12 protein-coding genes are annotated in these 16,183 nt (G+C 61.4%); 4 read left to right on the plus strand and 8 right to left on the minus strand.

Annotated features, from left to right (window positions below; genetic code table 11):
- Nucleotides 1-37 precede the first annotated feature (37 nt).
- The 6 genes from ABTW55_RS13120 to priA all read right to left on the minus strand — a co-directional run bounded on the left by ABTW55_RS13120 (nucleotide 38) and on the right by priA (nucleotide 7,548).
- Nucleotides 38-955, minus strand: a complete 918-nt coding sequence (locus ABTW55_RS13120; protein WP_033636436.1) for a 1,4-dihydroxy-2-naphthoate polyprenyltransferase — start codon at nucleotides 953-955, stop codon at nucleotides 38-40.
- Nucleotides 956-1,051: 96 nt separating this feature from the next.
- Nucleotides 1,052-2,386: an HslU--HslV peptidase ATPase subunit gene (gene hslU / locus ABTW55_RS13125; RefSeq protein ID WP_060423742.1), complete on the minus strand. Its 1,335-nt coding sequence runs from the start codon at nucleotides 2,384-2,386 to the stop codon at nucleotides 1,052-1,054.
- A gap of 12 nt (nucleotides 2,387-2,398) precedes the next feature.
- A complete protein-coding gene (gene hslV, locus ABTW55_RS13130; protein WP_033649891.1) occupies nucleotides 2,399-2,929 on the minus strand; it encodes an ATP-dependent protease subunit HslV in 531 nt (176 codons plus the stop codon).
- Nucleotides 2,930-3,031: 102 nt separating this feature from the next.
- Complete coding sequence (ftsN, locus tag ABTW55_RS13135; protein ID WP_033654538.1) at nucleotides 3,032-3,967, minus strand: cell division protein FtsN; 936 nt, start codon at nucleotides 3,965-3,967, stop codon at nucleotides 3,032-3,034.
- A 65-nt stretch (nucleotides 3,968-4,032) separates the two neighbouring features.
- A complete protein-coding gene (gene cytR, locus ABTW55_RS13140) occupies nucleotides 4,033-5,061 on the minus strand; it encodes a DNA-binding transcriptional regulator CytR (RefSeq protein WP_004931082.1) in 1,029 nt (342 codons plus the stop codon).
- 291 nt (nucleotides 5,062-5,352) lie between these two features.
- Complete coding sequence (gene priA / locus ABTW55_RS13145; protein ID WP_033654545.1) at nucleotides 5,353-7,548, minus strand: primosomal protein N'; 2,196 nt, start codon at nucleotides 7,546-7,548, stop codon at nucleotides 5,353-5,355.
- 199 nt (nucleotides 7,549-7,747) lie between these two features.
- Here priA and rpmE point away from each other — a divergent pair, with 199 nt between their 5' ends.
- A complete protein-coding gene (gene rpmE, locus ABTW55_RS13150) occupies nucleotides 7,748-7,963 on the plus strand; it encodes a 50S ribosomal protein L31 (protein ID WP_004931078.1) in 216 nt (71 codons plus the stop codon).
- A 77-nt stretch (nucleotides 7,964-8,040) separates the two neighbouring features.
- On the opposite strand, the gene metJ is transcribed toward rpmE, so the two are convergent.
- Nucleotides 8,041-8,358 (minus strand): met regulon transcriptional regulator MetJ, encoded by a 318-nt coding sequence (gene metJ, locus ABTW55_RS13155; RefSeq protein WP_006317756.1) that lies wholly within the window; start codon nucleotides 8,356-8,358, stop codon nucleotides 8,041-8,043.
- 304 nt (nucleotides 8,359-8,662) lie between these two features.
- Between metJ and metB the strand changes: the two genes are divergently transcribed.
- The 3 genes from metB to metF all read left to right on the plus strand — a co-directional run bounded on the left by metB (nucleotide 8,663) and on the right by metF (nucleotide 13,384).
- Entirely contained in the window at nucleotides 8,663-9,823 is a 1,161-nt protein-coding gene (gene metB, locus ABTW55_RS13160; RefSeq protein WP_033645215.1) for a cystathionine gamma-synthase, read from the plus strand.
- Between the two features lie 2 nt (nucleotides 9,824-9,825).
- Nucleotides 9,826-12,261, plus strand: a complete 2,436-nt coding sequence (locus ABTW55_RS13165) for a bifunctional aspartate kinase/homoserine dehydrogenase II (protein WP_033649894.1) — start codon at nucleotides 9,826-9,828, stop codon at nucleotides 12,259-12,261.
- Nucleotides 12,262-12,487: 226 nt separating this feature from the next.
- On the plus strand, nucleotides 12,488-13,384 hold the full coding sequence (gene metF, locus ABTW55_RS13170; protein WP_033636430.1) for a methylenetetrahydrofolate reductase: 897 nt from the start codon (nucleotides 12,488-12,490) through the stop codon (nucleotides 13,382-13,384).
- Nucleotides 13,385-13,492: 108 nt separating this feature from the next.
- Here the strand turns inward: metF and ppc are convergent, their stop codons facing one another.
- On the minus strand, nucleotides 13,493-16,129 hold the full coding sequence (gene ppc, locus ABTW55_RS13175) for a phosphoenolpyruvate carboxylase (RefSeq protein WP_033638623.1): 2,637 nt from the start codon (nucleotides 16,127-16,129) through the stop codon (nucleotides 13,493-13,495).
- Nucleotides 16,130-16,183: the final 54 nt, after the last annotated feature.

A 16,183-nucleotide genomic window follows, 5' to 3' on the forward strand; every position in this document is an offset into this window, starting at 1 on the left:
ATCCCTTTATTCGCCCTGTTGGCAAAATCATCAGTTTTTAACTGAGCGCCACGCCGATGGCGAACAGCAGGTTGGCCAGCAACGCCGCCTTGACCATGTGCTCCAGCATCGGCCGCATGCCGACCGGCGTCGGATCGCGCAGTACGCGCAGGCCGTGGCGCACCAGCAGCGGGATCGCCAGCACGAACAGCCAGCCCCACGGGCTGTGGAGATTGAACAGCGTAAACAGCGCGAAACACAGCACCGCGCCGCCGAGCAGCAGGGCATGGTAAATGCGCGCCTTGTGCGGGCCGAGACGCACCGCCAGCGTGTTCTTGCCGTTTTCGCGATCGCTCTCGATATCGCGCAGATTGTTGATGTTGAGCACCGCCGTCGCCAGCAGACCGCAGGCGGTGGCCGGCAGCATCACGACGCTGTCGAAGGTGTGCGTTTGCAGATAGTAGGTGCCGGCCACGCTCAGCCAGCCGAAGAACACCAGCACCGAGATATCGCCCAGCCCCAAATACCCGTAGGGTTTGTTGCCGACGGTATAGGTGATGGCCGCCACGATAGACAGCCCGCCCAGCACCAGGAAGCCCACCACGTCGCTGGGTTGCTCGCAGGCGACGGCGATCAGCGAACAGCCGGCGAGGGCGATCAGCACCACCGTCACCACCAGCGCCCGTTTCATCTGCGCCTGGGTGATCATGCCTTTTTGCATGCCGCGCAAGGGCCCGATGCGATCTTCTTTGTCGCTGCCTTTGACGGCATCGCCGTAGTCGTTCGCCAGATTGGAGAGGATCTGCAGCAGGCCGGCAGTCAACAGCGCCAGCAGCGCCACTTCGGGTTTCAGGCTGCCGTGCCAGGCGGCGATTGCCGAACCGACCACGATGGAGGCAAAGGCCAACGGCAGGGTGCGGGGGCGTAGACTTTCCAGCCAGGCGGAGATCGGGGTGGTGGGGGTCGATGAGCTCATGTTTCGCTTCTGTCAGTAAGTTGCGGTGTCCGTTAGAAATAATTGTGGGAGGCAATGCCTCCCACACAGATGACTGACAAGACAAAGATTGAGCGATTATAGGATAAAACGACTCAAATCTTCATCCGCCACCAGTTCATCCAGATGACTGCGCACGTAATCCGCATCAATTGTAATGGATTGGCCATTAATTTCACTCGCCTCGTAGGAAATATCTTCCATCAGACGCTCAAGCACGGTGTGCAGACGACGCGCGCCGATGTTCTCGGTGCTTTCGTTGACCTGCCACGCGGCTTCGGCGATGCGGCGGATGCCGTCGGCGGTGAACTCGATGTTGACGCCTTCGGTGCCCATCAGCGCTTTGTACTGCTCGGTCAGCGACGCGCTCGGCTCGGTCAGGATGCGCTCGAAGTCTTCGGTGGTCAGCGCCTGCAGCTCAACGCGGATCGGCAGACGGCCCTGCAGTTCCGGGATCAGATCCGACGGATTGGCGGTCTGGAACGCGCCGGAAGCGATGAACAGGATGTGGTCGGTCTTCACCATACCGTGCTTGGTGGACACGGTGCAGCCTTCCACCAGCGGCAGCAGATCGCGCTGTACGCCTTCGCGCGAGACGTCCGGGCCGGAGCTTTGGCCGCCGCGCTTACAGATTTTGTCGATCTCGTCGATAAACACGATGCCGTGCTGTTCAACCGCTTCGATCGCCTGCTCTTTCAGCTCTTCCGGGTTCACCAGCTTGGCGGCTTCTTCTTCTACCAGCAGCTTGAAGGCTTCTTTGATCTTCAGCTTGCGCGGTTTTTGCTTCTGGCCGCCGAGGTTCTGGAACATCGACTGCAGCTGGTTGGTCATCTCTTCCATGCCCGGAGGCGCCATGATTTCCACGCCCATCGGCGCGGCGGCCAGATCGATTTCGATCTCTTTGTCATCCAGCTGGCCTTCGCGCAGTTTCTTGCGGAATGCCTGGCGGGCGGCGGACGGTTCCTGATTTTCTTCCGGCTGGCCCCAGTTGTTTTTGGCCGGCGGGATCAGCACGTCGAGAATGCGCTCTTCGGCCAACTCTTCGGCACGGGTGCGGTTTTTCTCGATCGACTGCATGCGCACCATTTTGATGGCGGCATCGGTCAGATCGCGGATGATGGAGTCCACTTCTTTGCCCACATAGCCCACTTCGGTGAACTTGGTGGCTTCAACCTTGATGAACGGCGCGTTGGCCAGCTTCGCCAGACGGCGGGCGATTTCGGTTTTACCGACGCCGGTCGGGCCGATCATCAGAATGTTTTTCGGGGTCACTTCGTGACGCAGCATCTCGTTGAGCTGCATCCGGCGCCAGCGGTTGCGCAGGGCAATGGCGACAGCGCGTTTGGCCTTGTTTTGGCCAATGATATAGCTGTCCAGTTCGCTGACGATCTCGCGCGGGGTCATTTCAGACATGGTATTCGATCCTTACGCTTTGGAAGGCAATTCTTCAATGGTGTGGAAATGGTTGGTGTAAATACAGATGTCGCCGGCGATGTTGAGGGATTTCTCAACGATGTCGCGGGCGCTCAGCTCGGTATTTTCCAACATGGCGCGGGCTGCGGCCTGAGCGTAAGGGCCGCCGGAGCCGATGGCGATCAGATCGTTTTCCGGCTGCACCACATCGCCGTTGCCGGTGATGATCAGCGAAGCGTTTTCATCGGCGACCGCCAGCAGCGCTTCGAGCTTGCGCAGCATGCGGTCGGTGCGCCAGTCTTTCGCCAGCTCGACGGCGGCTTTCACCAGGTGGCCCTGATGCATTTCCAGTTTGCGTTCAAACAGTTCAAACAGCGTGAAGGCGTCAGCGGTGCCACCGGCGAAACCGGCGATCACTTTGTCGTTATACAGGCGACGCACTTTCTTGACGTTACCCTTCATCACCGTATTACCCAGGGTTGCCTGGCCATCACCACCGATGACGACCTGGCCGTTGCGGCGTACGCTTACAATTGTTGTCACGAGCAGACCCTCGTTAAAGACGGAAAGAAGCCCCCGCAGCGCCTGCTTTCGCAGACGCTACGAGGCATATTGAGAGTATAGATGGGGGGGGATTGACGCTTTTCAACCCCCAACGGAGAGGGGAATGCAACTCGACATGCCGACGCCCTTCAGGCGCGAAAGGGTTTTGTCCGCGGCGGCGCGGCTGCTGTACGGGCCGAGCACCACGCGATTCCAACCGCCGCCGGCGGTGATGCGGCTCTCGATGCCTTCGAACGCCAGGCGCGCACGCACGGATTCAGCCTGATCGGTGGCGCGGAACGAACCGCATTGCACCATCCACTTCTGTTTTGATTCCGGTTTGGTTTCCTGCTTGGCCGTTTCCTGTTTCACTTCCGGTTTGGGCTCCGGTTTCGGTTGCGGCTTCGGCTCAGGCTGTTTCACCTGTACCGGTTGCTGGGTAGTCGGTTTTGGCTGCGGGTGCGGCTGCACCGGCGCGGTGGTGGCCCCGTTGTTGAACGGGTTGCGCGGCGGCTGGCTGACCTGCTGCTGTTGCTGCACCGGCTGCTGCTGCATTTGCTGTTGTTGCATCTGCTGCTGCTGGCGAGTGCTGCGCGCGTTGGCCTGGCCCGGATCGTTATACGGCACTTCGTTCAGCTGCGTCGGGCGCTGCTGCATGTCGGCCTGCATCTGTTCCAGCAGTTGGCGCTGTTCGGCGGTCAGCTGAGTTTTGGAATTGAGCTCGCCGCCGGCCGTCGGTTCGGTCGGGGTTTGCACGCCGATCTGCCGGTTTTCCAGCTCTTTGATGTAGCGCCAGCGCTCTTCCGGCTTCGGCGGCAGGCCGTTGCCGGGGCGCGTGGTGTGCGCAGGCAACAACGGCGCGTCTTCCGGCTTGTTGTGCGTAATGAAATAGAGGCCACCGACAAAGACAACCAGCAACGCGGCGGCTAACGCCAGCACGGTTTTGGAAACCTTCGGAGAACTGCGTTTTTTACGGCTGGGGGTTTTACGCTTAGCTCCTGCTGCGCGCCCACGGCTTACATAGTCTTTTTGTGCCACTATTATTCCGCTGTGTCCTGATGAAAGGATAAGTCCGTCATGTTACTGAACCCTAAAATATTTGACTAGCGTTTCGGGGCAGCGGTGCTGCCTCTGATAATCAATTCACTGTCCAACAGCCGGGAGCCGCTGGCCACCGTCTGGCCGTTCAACTGCTCCAACAGCAACAACATCGCCTGCTGGCCGATCTGGAAGCGCGGCTGCGCCACCGTGGTCAGCGGCGGATCGCAATACTGCGCCAGCTTGAGGTCGTCAAAGCCGACGATCGACAGATCCTGCGGCACCCGCAGCCCCATTTTCTTCGCCTGGGACAGCACGCCGATCGCCATGACGTCGCTGTGGCAGAACACCGCCGTCGGCGGTTTCGGCTGAGCCATCAGTGCCGTCAGCGCTTGCGCGCCGGCTTCGTAGGTAAAATCACCCCGGGTAATATAGCTGCTTTCGACGGTAATGCCATTACGACGTAGCGCTTGAACGTAACCCTGCAGCCGATAATGGCTCAGCGGCATCTGTTCCGGCCCGGCGACGCAGGCGATCTGCCGGTGGCCCAATTGATGTAAATAATGCACGGCTTCAAAGGCGGCGGTCAGGTTGTCGATGTGCACCGTCGGCAGTTCCAGCTCGGGAGCGAACTCGTTGGCCATCACCATCGGCGGCAGGTTGCGCTGCTCTTCCTTGCTGGCGTCGAACGGCAGGTTGGAGCCCAGCAGCAGCATGCCGTCGATCTGTTTGGTGATGATCAGATTGACGAAGGTGCGCTCCTGCTGGTTTTGCTGCGCGCAGTCGCCGATCAGCACCAGATAGCCTTGTTGGGCGGCGGTCTGTTCGATCCCCTGGATCACATCGGCGAAAAACGGATCGCAGATGTCGGGCACGATCACCAGGATGGTGCGGGATTCGTTGCGCTTGATATTGCGTGACAGAGCATGAGGAGAATAACCCACGGCCAGGACGGCCTGTTCCACTTTCTGGCGCGTCGGCGTTGACACCTTTTCCGGGTTCATCAGCGCACGCGATACGGTAGCCGTTGAAACGCCCGCCATTTCGGCGACGTCTTTCATGGTCGCCATGGATAACTCTTTCTTGTGTTCCAACGCCTTTCTCCTTGCGTCAGCCCCATGCCGACGCCACTACTGCTGTTTGCTCACAATGTCCGGCATGCGGTGGCGAAATTGTTGTCATTGAGCGCCACTCGCGTTCGGGCACTCCGTCGCGCTGCGATGTGGCGACAAAATTTGCCCTCGCAGACATTCTAAACAGAATACGCCCCGCCTTTGTTACCTAATTTGCATAAAAAATGTGACCTGAGAAGGTTTTTTAGCGTTCGCTCGCAATTTCAAGGGTAAACGTTTGCACTGCGGCAGCTAAATCGGACTTTTCCGGGATCAGCTGTCGATCGGATCGACATCCAGCGTCCATTTCACCTTGCGCGTTTGCGGCAGGGTGCCGATCAGCGGCAGCGAGCTTTTCATCAGCTGTTGCAGGACGCGCCGCGTCGGGTGCTGCAGCAGCAGCTGCCAGCGGAAACGGCCGCCGCGTTTGGACTGCAGCGCCGGCACCGGGCCCATCACCCACAGCGAATCGTCCTTCAGCGGGCTGGCTTCCAGCAGGTTGCGCAGCTGCTGCAGGAACAGCGGGGCCTGCTGGTTGTCGTGATCTTCGGCGCGCACGATGATGTGGCTGGTGTAAGGCGGCAGAAACACGCTGTTGCGCTCCGCCAGCGTCTGTTTGGCGAAGGCGTCGTAACCCTGTTGCAGCAGTACCTGCAGCAGCGGGTGCTCCGGATGGTGGGTTTGCAGCAGCACTTCACCCTGTTTGCCCGCGCGGCCGGCCCGCCCGGAGACCTGGGTATACAGCTGAGCGAAACGCTCGGCGGAGCGGAAGTCGGCGGAGAACAGCGCGCCGTCCACGTCCAGCAACGCCACCAGGGTGACGTCGGGAAAATGGTGACCCTTGGCCAGCATCTGCGTGCCGATCAGAATGCGCGCTTCGCCGCGATGGATATCCGCCAGGTGCTGCTCAAGCGCGCCCTTGCGGCTGGTGGTGTCGCGATCGATGCGGGTGATCGGCGTGTCGGGGAACAGCGGCGCCAGCTCCTGCTCCAGCTGTTCGGTGCCGACGCCGACCGACACCAGGTGAGTGGAGCCGCACTGTGGGCACTGGTGCGGCACCGGCCGCTGGCTGTCGCAGTGGTGGCAGCGCAGCTGGCGCTGATGCTGGTGGAAGGTGTAGTAGTGATCGCAGCGCTGGCATTCGGCGATCCAGCCGCACTCGTGGCAAAGCAGCGCCGGGGCATAACCGCGGCGGTTGAGGAACAGCATCACCTGATTGCCGGCTTTTAAATGGTGCTGCATGCTTTTCAAAAGCGGTTGCGACAGGCCGACCTTCAGCGGCAGCCCCTTTAGATCGATCAGGTGCTGCGCCGCCGGTTTGGCGTTGCCCGCGCGCTGGGTGAGCTTCAGCTGGCGATATTTACCCAGCTGCACGTTGTGCAGCGTTTCCAATGCCGGGGTCGCGGAGCCCATTACCATCGGGATGTCCTCTTCCCGGGCGCGGAACACCGCCAGATCGCGGGCGTGGTAGCGCCAGCCTTCCTGCTGTTTATAAGAGCTGTCATGCTCTTCGTCGATGATGATTACGCCCAGCTGACGGAACGGCGTGAACAGCGCCGAACGGGTGCCGATGACGATGGCGGCTTCGCCGCTGCGCGCGCGCAGCCAAACCGCCAGCCGTTCGCTGTCGTTCAGCCCGGAGTGCAGCACGTCTACCGGCGCGTTGAAGCGCTCGCGAAAGCGGGCGATGGTTTGCGGCGTCAGGCCGATTTCCGGCACCAGCACCAGCGCCTGTCGGCCTTTGGCCAGCACGTTTTCCAGCACGCTGAGGTAGACTTCGGTCTTGCCGGAGCCGGTTACCCCCGCCAGCAGCCAGGCGGCGAACTGCTCATCCTCGCTTCTGATCGCCCCGACGGCGGTAGCCTGCTCGGTGTTCAGCCGCAGCCGCTCGCCGAGCACTGCGAAGTTGGGGCGCCAGTCGTGCGTATCCGCGACCTGAGCGCGCAGATCGATCAGCCCTTTGGCGCGCAGCGCCTGCAGGGCGCTTTCCGTCAGCTCAAGCTGGCTGACCTGGTGGCGATAGACCGGGCGTTGCAGCAGCGCCGCCAGCGCCTGCTGCTGTTTCGGCGCGCGTTTCAGGCTTTCGGGCGGGGTGGCGCGCCCCTCTTCGGTGGCGAACCATTGCCACAGCGGCGCGGCCTCGGCCGGTTTGCCTTGCCGCAGCAGGATCGGCAGCGCATGGAACAGCACCTCGCCGATGGGGTAGTGATAGTAATCGCTGGCCCAGCGCAGGATGCGCCACAGGCTGGGGGAGAACAGCGATTCGGCGTCGATCACGCTGTCGATCGGTTTGAGCTTGTCCAGCGGCAGTTCACTGGTGTCGCTGCAGCCGGTGACGATGCCGATCGCATGCTGCCTGCCCCAGGGCACGCCCACGCGCGCGCCGGCCACCGGCTGCATGCCGGGCGGCAGCAGATAGTCGAAGGTGCGGGCGAGGGGGACCGGCAAGGCAACGTGTACGACGGGCATGATCTCATCCAAATTGAAAAAAGTGGGCATCAGTTTACACGGCGCATCGGCAAATGTACGGTTCCGATTGCGCGCCCCGGCTAATGCTGTATAATTTGCCGCCTTTGGTATAATTCGATACCAAAATTCTATTATCAACCACGTGTGGTGTCTGGCGAAACAGGGCTGGATAGCGACACGGCCTTAACTGAGGTTTCCCATGAAACAAGGTATCCACCCAAAATACGAAGAAGTTACTGCTAACTGCTCTTGCGGTAACGTGATGAAGATCCGCTCCACCGTGGGCCACGATCTGAACCTGGACGTTTGTGGCGCATGCCACCCGTTCTACACTGGCAAGCAGCGTGACGTTGCTACCGGTGGCCGCGTTGACCGCTTCAACAAGCGTTTCAGCGTACCAGGCGCTAAGAAATAAGATTTCTTATCGTCCGATGAAAAAGGCGCCTTTGGCGCCTTTTTTCGTTTCTGCCGCCAGCGTTCGCCGGGCGGTTCTCAATATTCCCAGGTATCGGGGTCGACACCCAGTTCGCGCATCAACACTTTCGCGGCTTCCGGAATTTCATCGCTGCGCTCTTTGCGCAGGTCTTCATCGTTCGGCAGCGGCTGGCCGGTAAAGGCATGCAGAAACGCTTCACACAGCAGTTCGCTGTTGGTGGCGTGGCGCAGGTTGTTCACCTGGCGACGGGTCCGTTCGTCGGTGAGGATTTTCAGGACCTTCAGCGGAATGGATACCGTGATCTTTTTGACTTGCTCGCTTTTTTTACCGTGTTCAGCGTAAGGGCTGACATACTCGCCGTTCCACTCAGCCATGGGACACCTTAACTTTGTCAGAAAAATTACATAATTCTAAAAACCGGCCAATTATGCCCGATCTTCACTGTTCTCACTAAATAAATGTCAATTTTACGCGACCAGGGTCACTGAATGCCCCGCCTCGGCCGGGCATTGCGGCTTAACATCTTATCGTCATGTCATATCGGCATAATTTTAGCGGGTATTGTGCCATTGCTCAATCTATACGCAGAGAAGTTTAGATGTCCAGATGTATTGACGTCCATTAATCCTGCGATTACTCTTTAGGCCTCATTCACCGAACCGAGAGCCGAGCGAGCCCATGACGCGTAAACCAGCCACGATTGCCGTACGCAGCGGCCTGAACGACGACGAACAGTACGGCTGCGTTGTCCCGCCGATTCATCTGTCCAGCACCTATAACTTTACCGACTTCAACCAACCCCGAGCCCATGATTACTCGCGCCGCGGCAACCCGACGCGCGACGTGGTGCAACGCGCGTTGGCGGAGCTGGAAGGCGGCGCCGGCGCGGTGATGACCGGCAGCGGGATGTCGGCGATCCATCTGGTGACCACCGTGCTGCTGAAGCCCGGCGATCTGCTGGTGGCGCCGCACGACTGCTACGGCGGCAGCTATCGGTTGTTCGACAGCCTGAGCAAACGCGGTGCCTATCGCGTGCTGTTTGTCGATCAGGGTAATGAAGCCGCCCTGCAACAGGCGCTGGCGCAAAAGCCGAAGCTGGTGTTGATCGAAAGCCCCAGCAACCCGCTGCTGCGGGTGGTGGATATCGCGGCGATCTGCGCCGCCGCGCACGCGGCGGGCGCGTTGACGGTGGTGGACAACACCTTCCTCAGCCCGGCCCTGCAACAGCCGATCGAACTCGGTGCCGATCTGGTGGTCCATTCGTGCACCAAATACCTGAACGGGCATTCGGACGTGGTGGCCGGGGCGGTGATCGCCAAAGATCCCGAGCTGGCGGTCGAGCTGGCCTGGTGGGCGAACAACATCGGCGTGACCGGCGGCGCGTTTGACAGCTATCTTTTGCTGCGCGGCATGCGCACGCTGTCGCCGCGCATCAAGGCGGCGCAGCAAAACGCTGAAGCGATTGTTGACTATTTACAGCAGCAACCGTTGGTGAAAAAGCTGTATCATCCCTCCCTGCCGGAGAATCCGGGGCATGAGATCGCCCGCCGGCAGCAGCGCGGTTTCGGCGCGATGCTGAGTTTTGAACTGGACGGCGATGAAGCGGTGCTGCGCCGTTTTCTCTCTGCCCTTGAGCTGTTTACTCTGGCAGAATCGTTGGGCGGCGTAGAAAGCCTGATCTCGCATGCAGCGACCATGACCCACGCCGGCATGGCGGCGGAGGCGCGGGCAGCGGCCGGCATCTCCGAGAGCCTGCTGCGCATTTCCGTGGGTATTGAAGACAGTGAAGATTTGATTGCCGATCTGGAACGCGCTTTCCAGGCGGCGGCAACGAGGTAAGCATGAATGCAATTGCTGTAGCAGGGCCGGTGAGTGGGCGTCAACTGCACAAGTTTGGCGGCAGCAGTCTGGCGGATGTGAAGTGTTATCTGCGTGTGGCCGGGATTATGGCGGAATACAGCCAGCCGGGCGACATGATGGTGGTATCGGCCGCCGGCAGTACCACCAACCAGTTGATCAACTGGCTGAAGCTCAGCCAGAGCGATCGCCTGTCTGCGCACCAGGTGCAGCAGACGTTGCGTCGTTATCACAGCGATCTTATCAGCGGCCTGCTGCCGCCGGAAAGCGCCGAGCCGCTGATCGCCGAGTTTATTCAGGATCTGGAACGTCTGGCGGTGCTGCTGGACGGCAAAGTCGACGAGGTGTGCTATGCCGAAGTGGTCGGGCACGGCGAGATCTGGTCGGCGCGCCTGATGGCGGCGGTGCTCAACCACCTGGATATGCAGGCGGCCTGGCTGGATGCGCGTGACTTCCTGCGCGCCGAGCGCGCCGCGCAGCCGCAGGTAGATGAAGGCCGTTCTTATCCGCTGCTGCAGCAATTGTTGGCTCAACATCCGGGCAAGCGCCTGGTGGTGACCGGCTTCATTTCGCGCAACGACGCCGGGGAAACCGTGCTGTTGGGGCGTAACGGCAGCGACTACTCCGCCACTCAGGTCGGCGCGTTGGCCGGCGCGGCGCGCGTCACCATCTGGAGCGACGTGGCCGGGGTTTACAGCGCCGACCCGCGCAAGGTGAAAGACGCCTGCCTGCTGCCGCTGCTGCGCCTGGACGAAGCCAGCGAGCTGGCGCGCCTGGCGGCGCCGGTGTTGCATACCCGCACCCTGCAGCCGGTCTCCGGCAGCGATATCGATCTTCAACTGCGCTGCAGCTACCAGCCGGAGCAGGGCTCGACGCGCATCGAGCGCGTATTGGCGTCCGGCACCGGTGCCAAGATTGTCACCAGCCACGATGACGTGTGTCTGATTGAGCTGCACGTCGCCGCTCAGCATGACTTCAAACTGGCGCAGAAAGAGTTGGATCTGGTGCTCAAGCGCGCGCAGATCAAACCGCTGGCGGTGGGCATCCATCCTGATCGCAATCGGGTGCAGCTGTGCTACACCTCCGAGGTGGTCAACAGCGCGCTGGCGATCCTGCAGGCCTCGGCGCTGCCGGGTGAACTGCACCTGCGCGAAGGGTTGGCGCTGGTGGCTATGGTCGGCGCCGGGGTGTGCAAGAACCCGCTGCACAGCCATCGCTTCTATCAGCAGCTGAAAGATCAGCCGGTCGAATTTATCTGGCAGGCGGAAGATGGCATCAGCCTGGTGGCGGTATTGCGCCAGGGGCCGACCGCGCTGCTGATCCAGGGGCTGCACCAAAGCTTGTTCCGCGCCGAGAAGCGCATCGGTCTGGTGCTGTTCGGCAAGGGCAACATTGGGTCGCGCTGGCTGGAGCTGTTTGCCCGCGAGCAGACCAATATTTCCGCGCGCAGCGGCTTCGAATTTATCCTGGCGGGGGTGGTGGACAGCCGCCGCAGCCTGCTGAACTACGAAGGGCTGGACGCCAGCCGCGCATTGGCGTTCTTTGAGGACGAGGCGCAGGCGCTCGACGAAGAGTCGCTGTTCCTGTGGATGCGCGCGCACCCGTTCGACGATCTGGTGGTGCTCGACGTGACCGCCAGCGAAGAGCTGGCCGGGCAGTATCTGGATTTCGCCAGCTACGGTTTCCACGTGATCAGCGCCAACAAGCTGGCGGGAGCCTCGTGCAGCGATACCTATCGCCAAATCCGCGACGCCTTCGCCAAAACCGGCCGCCACTGGCTGTACAACGCCACCGTCGGCGCCGGTCTGCCGGTCAACCACACGGTGCGCGATCTGCGCGACAGCGGCGACAGCATTTTGGCGATCAGCGGCATTTTCTCCGGCACGCTTTCCTGGCTGTTCCTGCAGTATGACGGCACGGTGCCGTTCACCGAGCTGGTGGATCAGGCCTGGCAGCAGGGGCTGACCGAACCGGATCCGCGGGTCGATCTCTCCGGCCAGGATGTGATGCGCAAGTTGGTGATCCTGGCGCGCGAAGCGGGCTACGACATCGAACCTAACCAGGTGCGGGTCGAGTCGCTGGTGCCGGCGGGCTGCGAGCAGGGCTCCGTCGATCAGTTCTTCGAGAACGGCGAGGCGCTGAACCAGCAGATGCAGCAGCGCTTTGAGGCCGCCAGCGAAATGGGCCTGGTGCTGCGTCACGTGGCGCGTTTCGACGCCAACGGCAAGGCGCGGGTCGGCGTGGAGGCGGTGCGTCCTGAGCATCCGCTGGCCTCGTTGCTGCCGTGCGACAACGTGTTCGCCATCGAAAGCCGCTGGTATCGCGATAATCCGCTGGTGATCCGCGGGCCGGGCGCCGGCCGCGACGTAACCGCCGGAGCGATCCAGTCAGACCTTAACCGGTTGGCGCAGCTGCTTTAATCCTCTGCGGGCGCGGGTTCACCGCGCCCCTTTGCTTTTCCTGCCATACTTATCCCTGCCGCCGTCATGAAATTCCCTCGTTGAGCGGGTGAAGATTAATCATCTTATTCCCCTCATTTTCCTGTTGACTCTTTAGCCAACATGCGGCATTTTCTATCTAGACGTCTAAACGTATAGACGCTCATAAAGATGAAAAAAACAGTGATTGATAAGAGGTGAGCAGGGTATGAGTTTTTTCCACGCAAACCAGCGGGAAGCGCTGAATCAGAGTCTGGCGGAGTTGAACGGCCAGATTAACGTATCATTCGAGTTCTTCCCGCCGCGCACCAGCGAGATGGAAGAGACCCTGTGGCAGTCGATCGATCGTCTGAGCATCCTCAAACCCAAATTCGTTTCCGTCACCTACGGCGCCAACTCCGGCGAGCGCGATCGCACCCACAGCATCATCAAGGGGATCAAGGAGCGCACCGGCCTGGAGGCGGCGCCGCACCTGACCTGCATCGACGCCAGCCCGGCGCAGCTGCGCGACATCGCGGCCGATTATTGGAACAGCGGCATTCGCCATATCGTGGCGCTGCGCGGCGATTTGCCGCCGGGCGGCGGCAAGCCGGACATGTACGCGACCGATCTGGTGGCGCTGCTGAAAGACGTGGGCGACTTCGACATTTCCGTCGCCGCCTACCCGGAAGTGCACCCGGAGGCGAAGAGCGCCCAGGCCGACTTAATCAACCTGAAGCGCAAGATCGACGCCGGCGCCAGCCGCGCCATCACCCAGTTCTTCTTTGACGTCGAGAGCTACCTGCGTTTTCGCGACCGCTGCGTCGCCGCTGGTATCGACGTGGAAATCGTGCCGGGTATTCTGCCGGTGTCCAACTTCAAGCAGCTGCAGCGTTTCGCCACCATGACCAACGTGCGGGTGCCAAGCTGGATGACCAGCATGTTCGAAGGGCTGGACGACGATGCGGAAACCCGCAAAATGGTCGGCGCCAACATCGCCATGGACATGGTGAAGATCCTCAGCCGCGAAGGCGTGAAAGATTTCCACTTCTATACGCTGAACCGCGCCGAGATGAGCTACGCCATCTGCCACACGCTGGGCGTGCGCCCGGTGGCAGCCGCCTGACAGGCCTGTTCCATTGAAAAGGGCGTCGCTTACCGCGGCGCCCTTTTTTTGTGGGGAAGACAAGACATAAAAAAACGGCCCCGATAAACGGGGCCGCGATGAGGCTCACTAGCCGGTGTTGCGCATCCCGGCGGCGACGCCGGCGATGGTGACCATCAGCGCCTGCTCGACGCGGGCGTCCGGCTGCTCCTGCTGGCGCGAACGGTGCAGCAGCTCGGCCTGCAAGACGTTCAGCGGGTCGGTATAAACGTTGCGCAGCGCGATGGATTCGGCGATCCACGGCAGGTCTTCCATCAGGTGCGCATCGTTGGCGATGGTCAGCACCACCTTGATGTCGCTTTCCAGCTGATCGCGCAGCTGTTGGCCCAGCGGCCACAGCGATTTATCCACCAGGCGCTGATCGTAGTATTCCGCCAGCCACAGGTCGGCCTTGGCGAACACCATTTCCAGCATGGCGATGCGGGTGGAGAAGAACGGCCAGTCGCGACACATCGCCTCCAGTTCCGCCTGTTTGCCGGCTTTCACCGCCTCCTGCAATCCGGCGCCGGCGCCGAGCCAGGCCGGCAGCATCAGGCGGTTCTGCGTCCAGGCGAAGATCCACGGAATGGCGCGCAGGCTCTCTACGCCGCCGTTCGGCTTGCGTTTGGCCGGGCGTGAGCCCAGCGGCAGTTTACCCAGCTCCAGCTCCGGCGTAGCCGCGCGGAAGTAAGGCACGAAGTCCGGGTTTTCACGCACGTAGCCGCGATACATCCGGCAGGAGGTGTCTGACAGATCGTCCATCAGCGCCCGCCATTCTTTCTTCGGTTCCGGCGGCGGCAGCAGGTTTGCCTCGAGGATCGCGCCAGCATACAGCGCCAGGCTGCTGATGGTGACTTCAGGCAGGCCGAATTTGAAGCGGATCATCTCGCCCTGTTCGGTGACGCGCAGGCCGCCCTTCAGGCTGCCCGGCGGCTGCGACAGCAACGCCGCATGCGCCGGTGCGCCGCCGCGGCCGATGGAACCGCCGCGGCCGTGGAACAGCGTCAGCGCCACGCCGGCCTTTTCACAGGTTTTGATCAGCGCGTCCTGCGCGCGGTACTGCGCCCAGGAAGCGGCCATCACACCGGCGTCTTTCGCCGAGTCGGAGTAGCCGATCATCACCATCTGTTTGCCCTGAATAAAGCCGCGATACCAGTCGATGTTCAGCAACTGAGTCATCACGTCGTCGGCGTTGTTCAGATCGTCGAGGGTTTCGAACAGCGGAGCGACCGGCAGCGCGAACGGGCAACCGGCCTCTTTCAGCAGCAGGTGCACCGCCAGCACGTCGGAAGGCGTGCGCGCCATCGAAATCACGTAGGCGGCGATCGAGCCCTGCGGCGCTTCGGCGATCACCCGGCAGGTTTCCAGCACTTCCTGCGTGTCGGCGCTCGGTTGCCATTTCAGCGGCACCAGCGGGCGTTTGGAGTTCAGTTCGCGGATCAGGAACGCCTGTTTATCGGCTTCCGACCAGCTTTCATAGTCGCCCAGCCCCAGGTAGCGGGTCAGCTCGGCGATGGCCTCGGTATGGCGGGTGCTTTCCTGGCGCACGTCGATGCGTACCAGCGGCACGCCGAAGCAGCGCACGCGGCGCAGGGTATCCAGCAGCTGACCGTTGGCGATGATGCCCATGCCGCAGGCCTGCAGCGATTGGTAGCAGGCATACAGCGGCTCCCACAGCTGCTCGTTGTTCACCAGCAGGTCGTGCGGCTTCAGCACGCGTTCGCCTTTCAGGCGGCCTTCCAGATAGGCCTGGGAGCTCATCAGCTGGCTGCGCAGCTGCTTCATGATTTCGCGGTACGGTTCCTGCACCTCGTCACCGCCGGCGCGGGCGCGCAGCTCCGGGGTACATTCGGTCATCGACAGCTCGGAGACCAGCACCTGAATATCGCGGGTGAACAGGTCGCAGGCTTTCCAGCGGCTGAGCAGCAGCACATGGCGGGTAATTTCGGCGGTCACGTTCGGGTTGCCATCGCGGTCGCCGCCCATCCAGGAGGTGAAGCGCACCGGCACCGCTTCCGCCGGCAGGCTGTAATCGATGGAGTTTTCCAACTGCTCGTTGAACTCGCGCAGGAACGCCGGCACGCCTTCCCACAGGCTGTTTTCCACCACCGCGAAGCCCCATTTGGCTTCGTCGATCGGGGAAGGGCGATGTTTGCGAATTTCATCGGTGTGCCACGACTGGGCCACCAGCTGGCGCAGGCGGCGCATGATCTTGTTGCGCTCGTAGTCGGCCAGATCGTTGTGATCGAGCTGGCTGAGACAGGTGTTGACCTCCACCAGCTTGTGGATCAGGGTGCGGCGGGTGATCTCCGTCGGGTGCGCCGTCAGCACCAGCTCGATGGAAAGTTGCGACACCGCGTGCTGCAGCTCTTTGTCGCTGAGCTTTTTGTCTTTGAGACGGCTGAACAGCTGCGCCAGCGCTTCCGGGTTGCTGGCGGCTTCGCCGTTGGGCGAAATGCTGTGGTACTGCTCGGCGACGTTGGTCAGGTTGAGGAACTGGCTGAAGGCGCGCGCCACCGGCAGCAGCTCGTCGTTGGACAGGTTCTGCAGGGTGGAGAGCAGCTCCTGGCGATGCGCTTCGTTGCCGGCGCGTGAAGATTTGGAAAGCTTACGGATGGTCTCAACGCGATCGAGAATATGCTCGCCCAGCGCTTCTTTGATGGTATCGCCGAGCAATTTGCCGAGCATACTGACATTACTGCGCATTGCCGAATATTGTTCGTTCATATAACCCCTGACCCAGTTCTGTATGATTTTTATCTTGTAAATAAATTTCACGCG

Source organism: Serratia sp. SM04 (assembly GCF_040280225.1).
GTDB classification, from domain to species: domain Bacteria; phylum Pseudomonadota; class Gammaproteobacteria; order Enterobacterales; family Enterobacteriaceae; genus Serratia; species Serratia sarumanii.

Excerpts from the sequence above, each read along its gene's own strand:
- ABTW55_RS13120 (WP_033636436.1), bottom strand. The coding sequence starts at position 955 with ATGAGCTCATCGACCCCCACCACCCCGATCTCCGCCTGGCTGGAAAGT.
- hslU (WP_060423742.1), bottom strand. The coding sequence starts at position 2,386 with ATGTCTGAAATGACCCCGCGCGAGATCGTCAGCGAACTGGACAGCTAT.
- priA (WP_033654545.1), bottom strand. The coding sequence starts at position 7,548 with ATGCCCGTCGTACACGTTGCCTTGCCGGTCCCCCTCGCCCGCACCTTC.
- rpmE (WP_004931078.1), top strand. The coding sequence starts at position 7,748 with ATGAAACAAGGTATCCACCCAAAATACGAAGAAGTTACTGCTAACTGC.
- metJ (WP_006317756.1), bottom strand. The coding sequence starts at position 8,358 with ATGGCTGAGTGGAACGGCGAGTATGTCAGCCCTTACGCTGAACACGGT.
- metB (WP_033645215.1), top strand. The coding sequence starts at position 8,663 with ATGACGCGTAAACCAGCCACGATTGCCGTACGCAGCGGCCTGAACGAC.
- ABTW55_RS13165 (WP_033649894.1), top strand. The coding sequence starts at position 9,826 with ATGAATGCAATTGCTGTAGCAGGGCCGGTGAGTGGGCGTCAACTGCAC.
- metF (WP_033636430.1), top strand. The coding sequence starts at position 12,488 with ATGAGTTTTTTCCACGCAAACCAGCGGGAAGCGCTGAATCAGAGTCTG.
- ppc (WP_033638623.1), bottom strand. The coding sequence starts at position 16,129 with ATGAACGAACAATATTCGGCAATGCGCAGTAATGTCAGTATGCTCGGC.